The following is a 14,326-nucleotide window of genomic DNA, read 5'->3' as shown; positions in this document are numbered from 1 at the left end:
TTTTTTGGGGGGGGCAGGTGGGGGCGGGGTTCAGTTGAGGAACAGCCGCGCCGGCGCCGTCTCGTGCGCGGCGGAGGCTATGTCGAGGGCCGGGGTCGACGGCCCGAGTTCGTCGAGTGGGCGGGACAGGGCATCGGCCAGTGCGTCGACGATGACCGGCGCCATCGACGCCACCAGCTTCTGCGCCGAGACATGGTCAGCCAGCCGCAGCCGGATCGCGGCCCCCGCGATGCCGTTGACGAAGCCCGCGAGTTCCGCTGCGGCGACGTGTTCGATCCCCACCCCCAAGCGCCGCTTGACGACGGCGATCGCGACGGCCTGGTTCCCCGGAGCCCTGCCGTCGACGACGGCGTCGCGGAAGGTCGCGACGATGCCGTCGGCGGCGCCGAGTTCGGCGGCCATCGTCAACGTCTGGCGGCCCGCGCGGTGCGAACCGCGGCGCATCCCGGCCGACGGGCGGGTGGCGGAGAGCTCGTCGTCGATGCGGATGAGCATGTCCGGATCGCCCGCCTCGGCCGCCCGCCACGCCAGGCAGGTCGCGGTCGCGTCCGAGGGCCCGATGGAGTGGCGGAGGAGTCCGGCGACGACGTCGTCAAGCGACTCCCGCGTCGCGATGCCCCGCTGAGCCAGCCCCTCCAAGCCGTGCGACAGCGTGTACAAGCCGGAGGGGAAGGCGGAATCGGTCCACTGCAGCGTGGTGAGGAGTGCGCGGATGTCGCCTGGGGGTTCGGCTGACTTTGGACCCGGTGCCGCCGTCGGAACAGGTGCCGCCATCAGAACAGGTAATGCCGTTGCGCCAGCGGCAGCGACTCGGCGGGTTCGATGGTGGCGGGCACGCCGTCGACGGTGACGACGTACGTTTCGGGGTCCACCTTGATGTCGGGGAGGACGTCGTTGCGGACCATGTCGCGCTTGCCGATCGACCGGCACCCGCGCACCGGCAACACCGTGGAGCGGAGGCCGAGGCGCTCCGGCACGCCGGCATCGATCGCCGCCCGCGACATCCACGTCACCCGCGTCGCGGCGAGCGCCGACCCGAACGAGGCGAACTGCGGCCGGTAGTGCACGGGCTGCGGCGTCGGCAGCGACGCATTCGGGTCGCCGACCGCCGCCCAACAGACCTGGCCCATGCGCAGCACCAGGTGCGGCTTCGCCCCGAAGGAATCGATGGGCCACAGCACCAGGTCGGCGATCTTGCCCCGCTCGACGGATCCGACGTGGTCGGCGATGCCGGCGGCCAGTGCCGGATTGATCGTCAGCTTCGCCACGTAGCGCAGCACCCGTTCGTTGTCGGCCGGGCCGTCGCCGAGTTTGCCCAGCTTTTCCCTGCAGTGGTGCGCCGTCTGCAGTGCGCGGACCCAGTTCTCGCCGACGCGGCCCATCGCCTGCGAATCGGAGGAGAAGATCGACAGCACGCCCAGGTCGTGGAGCACCGTCTCCGCGGCGATGGTTTCCGCGCGGACGCGGGAATCGGCGAAGGCGACGTCCTCGGGGATGGAATGCGACAGGTGGTGGCACACCATCACCATGTCGAGCAGCTCCTCGACGGAGTTGACCGTGTAGGGCAGCGTCGGGTTCGTCGACGCCGGGAGCACCGACGGCATGCCCGCCACGCGGAGGATGTCGGGGGCGTGCCCGCCGCCGGCGCCCTCGGAGTGGAACGTGTGGATGGTCCGGTCGCCGATGGCCGCCGCGGTGTCCTCGAAGAAGCCGCTTTCGTTGAGGGTGTCGGTGTGGATGGCCAACTGGACGTCGAACTCGTCGGCGACGTCGAGCGCCGTGCGGATCGTGGCGGGTGCGGAACCCCAGTCCTCGTGGATTTTCAGGCCCGCCGCACCCGCGCGGATCTGCTCGGCCAGGGGCGCGTGGACGGAGCCGGATCCCTTGCCCAGGAACCCCGTCGACACCGGCAGGCCCTCGGCGGCGCGGAGCATCGCGGCGAGGTTCCCCGGCCCCGGGGTGCACGTCGTGCCGCGCGTGCCCTCGGCCATGCCCGTGCCGCCGCCGAAGAAGGTGGTGATGCCGTTGGACAGCCCCTCCTCGCACTGCTGCGGGGTGATGTAGTGGATGTGCGTGTCGACGCCGCCGGCCGTCAGGATTCGGTGCTCGCCGGAGATGACCTCCGTCGCCGCGCCGATGACCAGATCCGGGTCGACGCCGTCTTGCGCGTTGGGGTTGCCCGCCTTGCCCAGGCCGACGATGCGCCCGTCGCGGATGCCGACGTCGCACTTGACGACGCCGACCATCGCGTCGACGACGATCACCCCGGTTATCACCAGGTCCAGGGCGCCGTCGGCGTGCGTGATCGTCGGATCCTGCGCCATGCCGTCGCGGATGGCCTTGCCGCCGCCGTAGACGGATTCGTCGCCGTATGAACCGGAGGCGGCGTCGCGTTCGATCTCGATTTCCAGGCACGTGTCCGCGAGGGGAACGCGGTCGCCTGTCGTCGGGCCGAAGATCGCCGCGTACTCCGCGCGGCCGAGGGTCGGATGCGCGTCACGGGTCATCGGGGCTCCTCCGTGGTGTCTGAGGTGTTTGTCGTGCCGGCGGTGGCTGAGGTGGCTGAGGTGCCTGAGGCGTTTGCGGTGGTTGCGGCGAAGCCCCGGAAGCCCCCGGCGATTGCGGCGGCGCGTGCGCGGGCGCGGATGGCGGGGTCGTCCAGGGGGCCGTTCACGAGCCCGTGGAATCCGTGGAGGATCCGCTTTCCGCCGAAGTCGACGAGCTCGATCGTGCGTGACATGCCCGGTTCGAAACGCACGGCCAGTCCGGCGGGAAGGGCGAGGTGCATGCCCCATGCGGCGTCACGGTCGAAGTCGAGCGCGGGGTTGGCCTCGAAGAAGTGGTAGTGGCTGCCCACCTGGATCGCCCGGTCGCCGGTGTTGGTCACCCGCAACGCGATGATCCTGCGCCCCGGATACAGCTCGATGGGCGGTGCGGCGGCGGTGCGGTAGGCGACGGCGTCAGCCATGGCGATGTCCTTTTCCGTGATGGGAGTGGCTGTGGGGATGGACGTGACTGTGGGCGTGGGAGTGGCTGTGGGGATGGGCATGATCGTGGGAGTGGCCGTGCCCGTGTCCATGGGGGTGCCCCTCCTCATGCCCGTGGCTGTGCGCGTAGCCGTGTCCGTGGTCGGCGTCGAGCGCGGCGTCGATGCCATCGCATCCCGACTGCAGGGCGTCGAGCGCCGCGTCGGTCGTCAGGGAAAGCAACGCCGACAGCACCGGCGGCGACCAGAGGGCGACTTCCCCTGCGGCGGGCTCGAGCGTCAGATCGGCGCGCAGCACGCGCACCTCCGCGGCACCGAGCGCGCGGCAACGGTCCCTGCCTTCGGCGATGGTCGGGTAGGCGCCGTCACGGTCATCGAACGCCACCTCCACGGGAGTGGACTTGTGGGTCGCGGCCAGTCGGGCGAGGCGGAATAGCTCGGCATCGGCGAAGGCATCCAATGGGGTCGACGCCACCAGCGCCCATGTCCCCGCGGGAACGTGACGGCCGATGTTCGCCCTCAGTGCGGAGACGGTCCGCGTGGCGTCCCCGAGCGCGGAGGACAGGCACACCCGGGCCCCGCCGGCGTCGCGCGCCCACCGGAGGGCGCGTGCGGCGTCGGCGATGGTCGCCGGGTGGCGCCCGGTGGTCAGCGGAACCACGGCGTGGGGGCGCGCCGGGCTTCCCCCGGAACGGCCCGGCGCCACCGCATCCGCCGCCTCGGCGGCCGTGGACACCAGGATCGCGTCCCGGCCCGGGAGCAAGTCGGGGAGCGCGGCGGACCAGGCGCCGGGGTCGGTGACCTCGGGGCCGGCCAACAGAACGATGCGCGCGGGCTCGCCCGCCCCGGATTCGCCCGCCACGGACTCTTCCGCCCCGAACTCTTCTGCCCCGGGTTCGCGCGCCCCGCTCACCTCGACGCCTCCGGGTCGGACGGCCCGCCGATGGGGTCGTGGACCGAGACGAGCTTCGTGCCATCGGGAAAAGTGGCCTCCACCTGGATCAGCGGGATCATCGCGCGCACGCCCGGCATGACGTCGGCTTCGCGGAGCACCAGAGTGCCGATTTCCGCGGCCCGTGCGACGGACACGCCGTCTCGGGCGGCTTCGACGACGGCGTCGGTGATCAGGGCGATGGCTTCGGGACGGTTCAACACCACGCCGCGGGCACGGCGGCGCCGAGCCACCTCGGCGACGGTGAAGACCATCAGCTTGTCGATTTCCCTGGGGGTCAATTCCATGTCCCCCAGGACTACCGGGGCGGGATTTCCGGGATGTTACGACATAGTTGCGAATCGGCGAGCGTCGTAAAGCATCGCCCTACAGCCGCGACTCCTTGGACACCTTCGGGTTGTAGTGCAGGGAGTTGGGGCGGCATTCGCATTCGACGGCGATGCGGATGTCGCCGGCGATGCGGCGTTCGTCGCGCAGGCGGTAGAGCTGCGGCACCACGCGGTCGCGCAGGTCCTGCGGGGAGATGGTGTTCAGGTAGATCTTCGTGCCGCCCTCGAAGCCGGCGAGGTTGGACACGCGCCACTTGATCATCACCCGCCACGGCATGCGCACGTCGAGGTCGATGGGCCGGTGGTGCCACTCCTCGTTGCACGGCACGTCGGGGCCGGCGGCGGCATGGCAGGCGTGGAGCAGGTCGCTCATGCCGGCGATCTCCTCGGGCCGCTGCCGCCACGGCTCGCACGTCGGCGACTTCGAGTGGATCTCGAGGGTGGGGTAGCGGTGCCCGAACCCCGCGAACGCCACCGCATGGTCGTTTTCCGCGATGACCAGGTTGTGCCGCGCCGCGTAATCCACCGCGAACTCGTTGTACATGTTCGGGTTCTCGCGCAGGCGGCTGATCTCCCGCTCCAGCTGCTCGCCGTGCTCGTCGATGGCCACCAGCTGCTTGTGCAGGTGGTCGAAGCTCGCGCCGGCCGGCTTGAGCCAGTTCTGGAACGCCGCGACGTAGCGCACGTAGCGGTTGCGGCGGTACAGGTCGGCCATCGACTCCACGGTGAAGCCGATGAACGCCCGGTGCTCGTCGACGGTCAGCGTGCCCGACGACGCCAGCTGGTCGTCGCGCGTCGCCCCGTCGACGAAGTGCCGCCGCGCGATGATCACGTCGTGGCCGCCCGCGAAGTAGCCGGGCGCATGCTCGAGCAGCTCGCCGTCGGAAAGCTCCGCGACCGCCTCGGGCGCCATGCCGCCGGCCTTCAGGCGCGTGCGCACGATCGCCAGCACGTGATCGCGGCCGGCGGGATCGGCGAGGTACGCGGCCATGCGCTCGCGGGTCTCGTCATCCGGCATGAAGTCGTAGTTGGCGGCCCAGTAGCCGTAGCTGACGATCTCGAAGAGATTGGGCACCCGCCGGAACTCCGCCCGAGTCTCGTGGATCTGGCCGGGCAGGACGCCGTGGATGGTGCGGAAACCGGTGGGGGAGGAATCGTCGCGGACGACGCGGGCCTTCTCCGGCGGCGTCTGCAGGGCGTTGGCGGAGCCGAACGCGTCGCGCGAGGTGAAATCGGCGTCGGTCAGCGGCTTCGGGTCGGGGCGCGAGATGCCCAGCGGGCGGTTGCCGCGGCCCGGGACGGTCCACACCTGGGTGCCGGAGAATGGGTTGAGCTGCTTGACGGTGCCGTCCGCCAGCGTGACCAAGGGCGTTCCGATTTCCTGCATGCCCCCAGATTACGGCCGCCGCGCCCGCCCCGCCGTCCGCGCGGCGCGGAGGGTGGCGTCATATGCGGCGCGCCGCAACTGTTCCCGGGTCCGTTCCGGAGGGCCCGGCAGTGCGGTTGCCGCATGTGCGCGCTTGACGACGGCCGCGCCCTCGTCGACCCTGCCGCCGATCACGTGGACCGGCGTGGTGCGCCCGCCCGGCGCGTGTTCCGCAGCGGCGTCGACGATCCACCCGACGACCTTGCCCACGTGGCTTTGGGCGTCGACGGACCCTTCGCCGGTGAGGATGAGGTCGGCGGTGCCGTCGGTGAGCGCGTGGTCGAGGCCCGTGGCGCGGGCGAGCAGGGGAGCGCCGCGTTCGATGGTCGGGCGGCCGGTGCCATCGGCCGCCGCGACGAGGGCCGCGATGCCGACCGGGGTCGCGCCCGCCGCGCCGTAGCCGGGTTCGACGGGATCGACGCCGCAGATCCGGCACCAGTTCAGCAGCGCTCCGGTGAGCTGCTCGACTTGCTCCGGCGTCGCGCCCTTCTGCGGTCCGAACACCGACGGGGCATCGCGGGGCGGGGTGGTGACGTCGAGAACGAGCGTCCATCGGGCGCGCCGGGCCCTGGGATCGAGTGCGGAGAAATCTATCCGGGTGGCCCGGGCGAGGGCCCCGCCGCCCGGGTCTTGCGCATCGCCCAGGACCCGGGCACCGAGGGCCGTGATCAGGCCGGCGCCGCCGTCCGTCGTCGCGGAACCGCCGAGGCACACAGTGATGTCCGTGGCGCCGTGGGCGAGGGCGTCGAGGATGACTTCGCCGGTCCCGAACGTCGACGCGCCGAGCGCGTCCGGGGCATCGGCGACGGCGGGCAGACCGGATGCGGAGGCAAGGTCGAGCACCGCCCGGCCCGGCGCCGGCTCCCACCATCGCGCCGTGAACGGCCGGCCGATGGCGTCGACCGTCGCGACGTCGTGGGCGACCGCCGCGTGGGCGATCGCCGAACGGCCGGCGCCGTCGATTTCCTTCGCGGACTCCTCCGCATCTTCGGAATCCGTCGCCGCCCACGCCGCGGCCAGCAACTCGGCCGTCCCCTCGCCGCCGTCGGCCATGGCCGCGGCGATCGCTCGGGCCCCGGCGTCGCGGACCCCGGCGGCCATCGCGTCGGCGGCTTCGCGGGCGGTCGCCGTTCCCTTGAAACTGTCGGGGCAGCAGATGACCGTGAATCCGGGATCGACGACCGCGCCCCGTCCGTCGATGCCCGCGCCCCGGGAGTCGTCATCCGTTGCGCCGGGGCGTTCGGGGCGTGCGTCCGCGTGTCGTGGGCTCATTCCCCCATCTTGGAGGAAACGCGCGCCGAACACCTGGCGGGCGGGGGCGACGGCGGCGCGGGCACTTTGCGGCCGGCGCGAGGGCAGGGGAGGCCGTGGCGCCCGTCGACCTGTGAGGGTACCCTTACCGCATGTCTGCCATCGTTTTCGATTGCCTCGTTCCGCCCGCCGACGCCGACGATCTCGCCCGCGCCTTCGCCGCCCGGCTGGGTCAGCTGGAATCCGAGGGCAAGATCTCCAACTCGGACGTCATCGTCTCCGATGCCCCCGCCGACGAGCAGCTGCTCGAGCAGTGGGAGCGCGAAAACCCCGACGTGCCCCTCGGCGACCGCGAGATGCGCCGCTACACGCTCGACATCGCGGGCCTCCAAGGCTCGCTCAATTCGCTGACCATGGATCTGTCCCGCCTGCTCACCCCGGCGGCCCAGCTTCCCGACGATCCCGTGCTCCGCGAATTCGACGACATGCTCGAAGAAGTCGCCCGCTACCCCTGGAGCGTCGCCGTCCGGCCCTGACCCGCCTCCCGAACACGCCCGCCCTCTTCCCGGGGGCGGGCGTGACGCGTTTCACGCCGGGACGTCGCAAAGCAAGCCCGCCCGGGGAAACGCGAGCCCGATGTTACGGGCATGTTTCGCGGCAGTTTCCCGTCCATTTCCGGGTCATTTGCACCCTCCTTCAATGGGGGTGACGGCAGGGGGCGTTGTTACGGGAACGTGCCCGGCGCGTTTCCGTGAAGGCGTTGGGCATGAAAGAATGCCCTTTGGTAAAAACCATCTCCCCGTCCCGGCCGGCGCCTCGCGCGCGGTCCCGCGATTCGGCAGGCCCAGGCCCGCCGTCGAGCAGGTGCGCCGGACGGGCGCGAAGAAAGGTGAATAGTTGAACGTCGACGATCGAGTCTCCGACTTCTACCAGCTCGTGCTGCGTCGGAATGCGGGCGAGCCCGAGTTCCACCAGGCCGTGTCCGAGGTCCTCGAATCCTTGAAGATCGTCCTCGCCAAGGATCCCGAGTACGGCGAGCAGGGTCTGGTCCAGCGCCTGTGCGAGCCGGAGCGCCAGATCATCTTCCGCGTCCCGTGGGTGGATGACCAGGGCAACGTCCAGGTCAACCGCGGTTTCCGCGTGCAGTTCAACTCCGTGCTCGGCCCCTACAAGGGCGGCCTGCGCTTCCACCCGAGCGTGAACCTGGGCATCATCAAGTTCCTGGGCTTCGAGCAGATCTTCAAGAACTCCCTCACCGGCCTGCCCATCGGCGGCGGGAAGGGCGGCTCCGACTTCGACCCGAAGGGCAAGTCCGAGCTGGAGATCATGCGCTTCTGCCAGTCCTTCATGACCGAGCTGAACCGCCACATCGGCGAGTACACCGACGTCCCCGCCGGCGACATCGGCGTCGGCGGCCGCGAGATCGGCTTCCTCTTCGGCCAGTACCGCCGCCTGAACAACCGCCACGAGTCCGGCGTCCTCACCGGCAAGGGCCTGACCTGGGGCGGCTCGCTGGTCCGCACCGAGGCCACCGGCTACGGCACCGTGTACTTCACCCAGCGCATGATGGAGGAGCACGGCGAGTCCCTCGACGGCGCGAAGGTCCTCGTCTCCGGCTCCGGCAACGTGGCCATCTACGCCATCGAGAAGGCGCAGCAGCTGGGCGCCACCGTCGTCGCGTTCTCCGACTCCTCCGGCTACGTCTCCACCCCGAACGGCGTGGACGTCGAGCTGCTCCGCGAGATCAAGGAGGTCCGCCGCGGCCGCGTCGGCGAGTACGCCGAGGAGGCCGAGGGCGCCGAGTTCCACTCCAAGGGCAACCTGTGGGAGGTCGCCTGCGACGTCGCGCTGCCGTGCGCCACGCAGAACGAGCTCAACGGCGACGACGCCAAGATGCTCGTCGAGAACGGCTGCAAGTACGTCGCCGAGGGCGCCAACATGCCGTCGACGCCGGAGGCCGTGGAGTTCTTCCGCAAGTCGTCCATCCACTTCGCTCCGGGCAAGGCCGCCAACGCCGGCGGCGTGGCCACCTCCGCCCTGGAGATGCAGCAGAACGCCACCCGCGACTCCTGGTCCTTCGAGTACACGGACGAGCGCCTGCGCGGCATCATGTCCAACATCTTCGACAACTGCGCGAAGACCGCGGCCACCTACGACCGCGAGCACGACTACGTCGTCGGCGCCAACATCGCCGGCTTCAAGAAGGTCGCCAACGCGATGCTCGCGCAGGGCATCATCTAGCGGTCCGCCCGGGTTTTCCCCGGGGTTTGCGCCGGCTTTCCCGCCGGCGTTCGCTCCGCTTCACGACGGCCCGACGCCCACGCCGAGGGGCCCATCGGCGGGAGGTAACATTCCCGCCCATGGACCTTTCGACGTGGGCGTTGCTCGTCATTGCGCTGGTGGCGCTGCTGGGCTCGTGCCTGCAGCGCGTATCCGGCATGGGCCTGGGGCTGATCGGCGCCCCGGTGCTGAGCCTGCTCATCGGCCCCGTCGCCGGCGTGCTGATCATCAACGTCCTGGCGGCCGTCAACGCCGTGTTCCAGACGGCGTCGGTGCGCGACAACGTCGACTGGCGGAAGTTCTGGCTGATCGGGCCGCTGATGCTGGCCGGGGCGATCCCCGGCGCGTGGGTGGTGCATTCGACGCCGACGGCGCCGCTGCAGGTCATCGTCGGCGCGCTCGTGCTGGTGGGGCTGACCGTCACCACCTTCATGCCGGATCACATGCGCGTCGACGGCAAGGGTTACGCCATGGCCTCCGGCGCGGCCGGCGGTTTCATGAACACGCTGGCCGGCATCGCCGGGCCCGCGATCACCGTGTACGCGCAGGCGAGCCGGTGGCCCCAGAAGACGTTCGCGGCGACGCTGCAGCCCCTGTTCTTCATCGCCGGGGCGGTGTCGCTGGCGGCGAAGGAGATCTCGGCGGAGGAACCGCTGATCCCGACCGCGCCGTGGCACCTGTGGGCGATCGGGATCGTGGCGATGGTCGTCGGGCTGAAGATCGGCACGCGCATCGCCGCGCGCACCGATGCCCGCAAGGCCCGGCGGCTCGCGCTGATCATCGCCTCCACGGGGGCGGCGGTGACGCTGGTGCGCGGCGTCGCCGGGATGATCTAGGGCGGGCTCGTCCCGCTAGATCAGCGAGGACAGGAACGACTGGGTGCGCTCCTCCCGCGGATCGCCCAGCACCTGTGCCGGGGAGCCGGCCTCGACGACGACGCCGTCGTCCATGAACACGACCTGGTCGGCGACCTCGCGCGCGAAGCCCATCTCGTGGGTGACCACCATCATGGTCATGCCGTCGTCGGCGAGGCCCCGCATGACGCCCAGGACGTCCCCGACGAGTTCGGGGTCCAGTGCGGACGTCGGCTCGTCGAAAAGCATCAGTTTCGGATCCATGGCCAGCGCCCGCGCGATGGCCACGCGCTGCTGCTGGCCGCCCGACAGCTGCACCGGGTACGCGTCGGCCTTGTGCGCGAGGCCCACCTGGTTGAGCAGCTCCATCGCGCGATCCGCCGCTTCATCGGGGTCGACGCCCTTGATGTGGACGGGGGCCTCGACGATGTTGCCCAGCACCGTGCGGTGCGGGAACAGGTTGAAATTCTGGAAGACCATGCCGATGTCCGCGCGCTGGCGGGCGGCGTCGCGCGGCGAGATCTCGTGGAGCACGCCGTCGCGCTCGCGGTAGCCGATCAGCTCGCCGTCGACGTACAGCCGACCCGCCGTGACCTGCTCCAGGTGATTGACGCAGCGCAGCAGCGTCGACTTGCCGGAACCCGACGGGCCGATGAGGCACGTGACCGTGCCGCGGGGAACCTCCAGGTCGATGCCCTTGAGCACCTCCAGGCGGCCGAAGGACTTGCGGACGTGGCGCGCCTCCACCATCGGGAACTCGGGTGACCCGGCGATGCTCGCCGACGCCGCGGTGGAACGCGGGGCGGCGGAGCGGGAAGCCGCGGGGCCGGGAGTGTTCGAACGGGACGTGGCGGGGCTCATCGCTGATCCTCCTCGTAGTTGGCGCGCTCGGACTTCTCCACGACGCGGGCGTTCATCGGGGGCACGCCCTCCGCGTCGGCGAGCGCCGCGAGCTGGCGGGCGGTGAGATGGCGCGTGGCGCCCTTGGCGAAGTGCTTCTCCAGGTAATGCTGGCCGACCATCAGGACCGACGTGATGGCCAGGTACCACGTGGCGGCGACCAGGAGCATCGGCACCGGCAGGAACAGCTCGTTGGCGATGTCCGTGGCGCGGCCGTACAGCTCCGCCGTGTAGGGCACGGCGACGACCAGCGACGTGGTCTTGAGCAGCGAAATGAACTCGTTGCCCGTCGGCGGGATGATGATGCGCATCGCCTGCGGCAGGATCGTGCGGCGGATGGTCTGGCTCCAGCTCATGCCCAGGGCCTTCGACGCCTCCGTCTGACCCTCCGGGACGGCCTGGATGCCGGCGCGGACGATCTCGGCCATGTAGGCGGCCTCGTTGAGGCCCAGGCCCAGCACGGCGAGCAGGAAGGTGTTCTGCAGCGCGGTCTGCAGGTCGATCTCGGCGAAGCCGACGCTGACCGAGCTGTAGATCGTGCCCATCAGGCCCCAGAACACCAGCTGCACGTAGACCGGGGTGCCGCGGAAGATCCACAGGTACAGCCACGACACCGAGGACAGCACCGGGTTATCCGACATGCGCAGCACGGCGATCAGCGCGCCGCCGAGGATGCCGATGAGCATCGCCAGCACGGTCAGCGCCAGCGTGTGCAGCGCGGCCGTCGCGATGCGCGTGTCCAGCAGGTACCGGAAGTACACGTCCCAGTGGTAGGCCTCGTTGCGGGCGGCGCCGATGACGAACCACGCGGCCAGCGCCAGCAGAATGGCGGCGCCGATCCACCGGCCCGGGTGGGGCAGCGGCTTGGCCTTGATGGGAGCGTCGAGTTCGCGCTCGGTCGGCTCGCGGCGGAAGCCGGTCTTCGTCTCCGTCATCGGATGTCCTCTCCATTGATCCGCGCCTGGTTCACGGCGCCGTCGTCGAGCCCCCACATGTGCAGGATGCGCTCGTATTCACCGGTGTCGATGAGGTGCTGCAGGGCGTCGGCCAGCAGCGGCGCCAACTCGGAGCCCTTCGGCACCGGCCAGCCGAAGGGAGCGCCGTCGTAGATGCCGCCGGCCAGCTCCAGCTTCCCGTCCGCACGGCCGACCGCCCACGCGGAGACGGGGGAGTCGGCGGCCATCGCGTCGGCGCGGCCGAGCACGACGGCGGTGGCTGCGGTGCCGGCGTCCTGGTACGCCAGACGCTTGATCGGCGGCTTTCCGGCGGATACGCAGGCGTCGCTGCGCGCCGGCAGGTCCTCCATCTCGGCGACGGTGCCGCGCTGGACGGAGATTTCGCGGCCGCAGGCGTCGTCGGGCGTGATGGTCGAGCCCGCCGGGCGCGCCCACTGCAGGCCCGTGTCCAGGTAGTCGACGAAGTCGTACGTCCGGCGGCGTTCTTCGTTGCTGGTGAACCCGGACGCGCCGAAATCGACGGTGCCCGCGGAGATCGACGGCAGGATCAGCGTGAAGTCCTGTTCCCGGACGTCGAGCTCCAGGCCCAGCACGCCGGCGGCGGCCCGGGCGAGGTCGAGGTCGAAGCCGATCTTCTGCCCGCGCGAGTCCTTGAACTCCAGCGGCGCGAACGTCGGGTTCGTGCCGATGGAGATGGTGCCGCGGGCGCGGATGGCCTCCGGCACCCTGTCCGCCAGTTCGGGCACGGCTGCCGGGGTGACCGGTTCCCACCCGTCGGGATGGCCGCCTTCGTCGTTGGTGACGCAGCCGGCCAGTCCCATCGTCAATGCGGCCGCCAGCGTTGCCGCGGCGGCGGCGAGGGGTCTTCTCATGTGAGATGAGTTTAGCGGGATGCCCCCGACGTCGAGTCATTGCGGGCGGCGACTTCCACCGCGGCGGCGACGGCCGGCGCGACGCGGGGGTCCAGCGGCGACGGGACGATGTAGTCGGGGCGCAGATCCTCGGCGGCGACGGCGGCGATCGCGCGGGTGGCGGCAAGTTTCATCGACTTGGTGATGCGCTTGGCGCCGGCGTTCAGCGCCCCCTTGAAGATGCCCGGGAAGGCCAGGACGTTGTTGATCTGGTTCGGGTAGTCCGACCGGCCGGTGGCCACGACGGAGCCGTATTCCAGGGCGATCTTCTGGGGGATCTCCGGGTTCGGGTTGGCCAGGGAGAACAGGAACGGGCCTTCGGCCATCCGGGCGACCTGCTCGGAGTTGAGGTGGCCGGCGGAGACGCCGATGAACGCGTCGGCGCCGTCGAGGGCGTCGGAGATGGTGCCGCTGAGGCCGCGCGGGTTGGTCAGCTCGGCCAGGGTGGCCTTGACGTCGTTGAGGGGTTCGCGGCCCTCGTGGATGATGCCGCGCGAGTCGACGACGACGATGTCGGAGACGCCGGCCGACAGCAGCATGCGGGTGGTGGCCACGCCTGCGGCGCCGGCGCCGGAGATGACGACCTTGAGGTCTTCCAGGCGGCGGCCGGTCAGCGCGCAGGCGTTGCGCAGCCCGGCGGTGATGACGATGGCCGTGCCGTGCTGGTCGTCGTGGAAGACGGGGATGTCCAGCCTCTCGTCCAGGCGGCGCTCGATGTCGAAGCACCGCGGCGCCGAGATGTCCTCGAGATTGATGCCGCCGAAGGACGGCGCGAGGCGGGCGATGGTGTCCACCAGTTCGTCGGGGTCCGTGGTGTCCAGGACGATCGGCACGGCGTTGAGGCCGGCGAAGCGGCCGAAGAGCTGCGCCTTGCCCTCCATGACGGGAAGCGCGGCCTTGGGGCCGATGTCGCCGAGGCCGAGCACCGCGGTGCCGTCGGAGATGATGGCGACGTTGTTGCCGGTCCACGTGTAGGTGCGGGTCAGCTTCGGGTCGTCGTGGATGGCCTCGCAGACCTGGGCGACGCCGGGGGTGTAGGAGATGGACAGGTCGCGGGTGGAGTCCAGCGGGAGGGTGGACGCCGTGATGAGCTTGCCGCCCTCGTGCGCCTTGAAGATCTCCTCCGTGCCGATCGGCCCGTCGAGCGACTCGGCGACGGCTTCCTCGACCTGGGCAATCGGCTCGTCGACGTGCTGGTCGACGCGCTCGTCGGAGTCGGGGCCGGCGTTGCGGTCGGCGACCGCGTCGGTCATCTCGGCGCCGTGGTCGTCGTTCGGGGCGGCGCCCTGCTCGTCGTCCCCGATGCCGCGCCCGGCGTTGTCGTCGTCCCTGCCCTTGCCGCTGTCCATCTGCGTCGGCTCCTCGTCGCGTGGCCGGGCGCTTTTCGCCCGGCGGTTCGTTCAGACAGCCTAATGGACGCGACCGCGCCCGCATCGCCGGATGCCCGGGATGGGCGCGGTCGATGGGGTGGGTGGCAGTTG

General features: G+C 70.7%; 14 protein-coding genes. 3 read left to right on the top strand and 11 right to left on the bottom strand.

The annotated features are described in order from the left end of the window. Positions 1 to 30: 30 nt before the first annotated feature. The 7 genes from CHAN_RS07955 to CHAN_RS07925 form a co-directional block, all read right to left on the bottom strand. Positions 31 to 774: an urease accessory protein UreF gene (locus CHAN_RS07955; RefSeq protein WP_290288360.1), complete on the bottom strand. Its 744-nt coding sequence runs from the start codon at positions 772 to 774 to the stop codon at positions 31 to 33. Further along, on the bottom strand, positions 774 to 2,507 hold the full coding sequence (ureC, locus tag CHAN_RS07950) for an urease subunit alpha (protein WP_290288357.1): 1,734 nt from the start codon (positions 2,505 to 2,507) through the stop codon (positions 774 to 776). Before ureC ends, CHAN_RS07955 begins: the two co-directional genes overlap by 1 nt. Further along, complete coding sequence (locus CHAN_RS07945) at positions 2,504 to 2,968, bottom strand: urease subunit beta (protein WP_290288354.1); 465 nt, start codon at positions 2,966 to 2,968, stop codon at positions 2,504 to 2,506. The genes ureC and CHAN_RS07945 overlap by 4 nt, the downstream gene beginning before the upstream one ends. Next, positions 2,961 to 3,899 carry a sirohydrochlorin chelatase family protein gene (locus tag CHAN_RS07940; RefSeq protein WP_290288349.1) on the bottom strand — a complete coding sequence of 313 codons (939 nt, stop codon included), beginning with the start codon at positions 3,897 to 3,899 and terminating at the stop codon, positions 2,961 to 2,963. The genes CHAN_RS07945 and CHAN_RS07940 overlap by 8 nt, the downstream gene beginning before the upstream one ends. After that, positions 3,896 to 4,225, bottom strand: coding sequence for an urease subunit gamma (locus CHAN_RS07935; RefSeq protein ID WP_048744434.1), 330 nt, complete (start codon positions 4,223 to 4,225; stop codon positions 3,896 to 3,898). The genes CHAN_RS07940 and CHAN_RS07935 overlap by 4 nt, the downstream gene beginning before the upstream one ends. A gap of 79 nt (positions 4,226 to 4,304) precedes the next feature. Next, on the bottom strand, positions 4,305 to 5,654 hold the full coding sequence (locus CHAN_RS07930) for a DUF4921 family protein (RefSeq protein ID WP_290288344.1): 1,350 nt from the start codon (positions 5,652 to 5,654) through the stop codon (positions 4,305 to 4,307). Between the two features lie 9 nt (positions 5,655 to 5,663). Next, positions 5,664 to 6,965: a glycerate kinase gene (locus CHAN_RS07925; RefSeq protein ID WP_290288341.1), complete on the bottom strand. Its 1,302-nt coding sequence runs from the start codon at positions 6,963 to 6,965 to the stop codon at positions 5,664 to 5,666. Between the two features lie 131 nt (positions 6,966 to 7,096). On the opposite strand from CHAN_RS07925, the gene CHAN_RS07920 reads away from it, so the two are divergent. The 3 genes from CHAN_RS07920 (at position 7,097) to CHAN_RS07910 (ending at position 10,060) form a co-directional block, all read left to right on the top strand. After that, a complete protein-coding gene (locus tag CHAN_RS07920; protein ID WP_048744428.1) occupies positions 7,097 to 7,480 on the top strand; it encodes a hypothetical protein in 384 nt (127 codons plus the stop codon). Positions 7,481 to 7,841: 361 nt separating this feature from the next. Beyond that, positions 7,842 to 9,185: an NADP-specific glutamate dehydrogenase gene (gene gdhA, locus CHAN_RS07915; RefSeq protein WP_048744426.1), complete on the top strand. Its 1,344-nt coding sequence runs from the start codon at positions 7,842 to 7,844 to the stop codon at positions 9,183 to 9,185. A 119-nt stretch (positions 9,186 to 9,304) separates the two neighbouring features. After that, complete coding sequence (locus tag CHAN_RS07910; protein WP_048744424.1) at positions 9,305 to 10,060, top strand: sulfite exporter TauE/SafE family protein; 756 nt, start codon at positions 9,305 to 9,307, stop codon at positions 10,058 to 10,060. A gap of 15 nt (positions 10,061 to 10,075) precedes the next feature. Here CHAN_RS07910 and CHAN_RS07905 read toward each other — a convergent pair whose 3' ends face one another. The 4 genes from CHAN_RS07905 to CHAN_RS07890 all read right to left on the bottom strand — a co-directional run bounded on the left by CHAN_RS07905 (position 10,076) and on the right by CHAN_RS07890 (position 14,194). Further along, positions 10,076 to 10,828: an amino acid ABC transporter ATP-binding protein gene (locus CHAN_RS07905; protein ID WP_290293422.1), complete on the bottom strand. Its 753-nt coding sequence runs from the start codon at positions 10,826 to 10,828 to the stop codon at positions 10,076 to 10,078. Between the two features lie 107 nt (positions 10,829 to 10,935). After that, entirely contained in the window at positions 10,936 to 11,913 is a 978-nt protein-coding gene (locus CHAN_RS07900; RefSeq protein ID WP_048744421.1) for an amino acid ABC transporter permease, read from the bottom strand. Continuing rightward, complete coding sequence (locus tag CHAN_RS07895) at positions 11,910 to 12,806, bottom strand: ABC transporter substrate-binding protein (RefSeq protein ID WP_048744419.1); 897 nt, start codon at positions 12,804 to 12,806, stop codon at positions 11,910 to 11,912. The genes CHAN_RS07900 and CHAN_RS07895 overlap by 4 nt, the downstream gene beginning before the upstream one ends. Positions 12,807 to 12,817: 11 nt before the next feature. Next, on the bottom strand, positions 12,818 to 14,194 hold the full coding sequence (locus CHAN_RS07890; protein ID WP_290288332.1) for an NAD(P)-dependent malic enzyme: 1,377 nt from the start codon (positions 14,192 to 14,194) through the stop codon (positions 12,818 to 12,820). Positions 14,195 to 14,326: the final 132 nt, after the last annotated feature.

The organism is Corynebacterium hansenii, from assembly GCF_030408795.1.
In the GTDB taxonomy this organism is placed as follows: Bacteria; Actinomycetota; Actinomycetes; order Mycobacteriales; family Mycobacteriaceae; genus Corynebacterium; species Corynebacterium hansenii.
Note: the sequence above shows the minus strand (reverse complement) of the source record. Positions and strands in the feature narration are given on the sequence as shown.

Bases quoted from the DNA above. Each gene is read 5' to 3' on its own strand.
- CHAN_RS07955 (WP_290288360.1), bottom strand. From the start codon at position 774: ATGGCGGCACCTGTTCCGACGGCGGCACCGGGTCCAAAGTCAGCCGAA.
- ureC (WP_290288357.1), bottom strand. From the start codon at position 2,507: ATGACCCGTGACGCGCATCCGACCCTCGGCCGCGCGGAGTACGCGGCG.
- CHAN_RS07945 (WP_290288354.1), bottom strand. From the start codon at position 2,968: ATGGCTGACGCCGTCGCCTACCGCACCGCCGCCGCACCGCCCATCGAG.
- CHAN_RS07935 (WP_048744434.1), bottom strand. From the start codon at position 4,225: ATGGAATTGACCCCCAGGGAAATCGACAAGCTGATGGTCTTCACCGTC.
- CHAN_RS07930 (WP_290288344.1), bottom strand. From the start codon at position 5,654: ATGCAGGAAATCGGAACGCCCTTGGTCACGCTGGCGGACGGCACCGTC.
- CHAN_RS07925 (WP_290288341.1), bottom strand. From the start codon at position 6,965: ATGAGCCCACGACACGCGGACGCACGCCCCGAACGCCCCGGCGCAACG.
- CHAN_RS07920 (WP_048744428.1), top strand. From the start codon at position 7,097: ATGTCTGCCATCGTTTTCGATTGCCTCGTTCCGCCCGCCGACGCCGAC.
- CHAN_RS07910 (WP_048744424.1), top strand. From the start codon at position 9,305: ATGGACCTTTCGACGTGGGCGTTGCTCGTCATTGCGCTGGTGGCGCTG.
- CHAN_RS07905 (WP_290293422.1), bottom strand. From the start codon at position 10,828: ATGGTGGAGGCGCGCCACGTCCGCAAGTCCTTCGGCCGCCTGGAGGTG.
- CHAN_RS07900 (WP_048744421.1), bottom strand. From the start codon at position 11,913: ATGACGGAGACGAAGACCGGCTTCCGCCGCGAGCCGACCGAGCGCGAA.
- CHAN_RS07895 (WP_048744419.1), bottom strand. From the start codon at position 12,806: ATGAGAAGACCCCTCGCCGCCGCCGCGGCAACGCTGGCGGCCGCATTG.
- CHAN_RS07890 (WP_290288332.1), bottom strand. From the start codon at position 14,194: ATGGACAGCGGCAAGGGCAGGGACGACGACAACGCCGGGCGCGGCATC.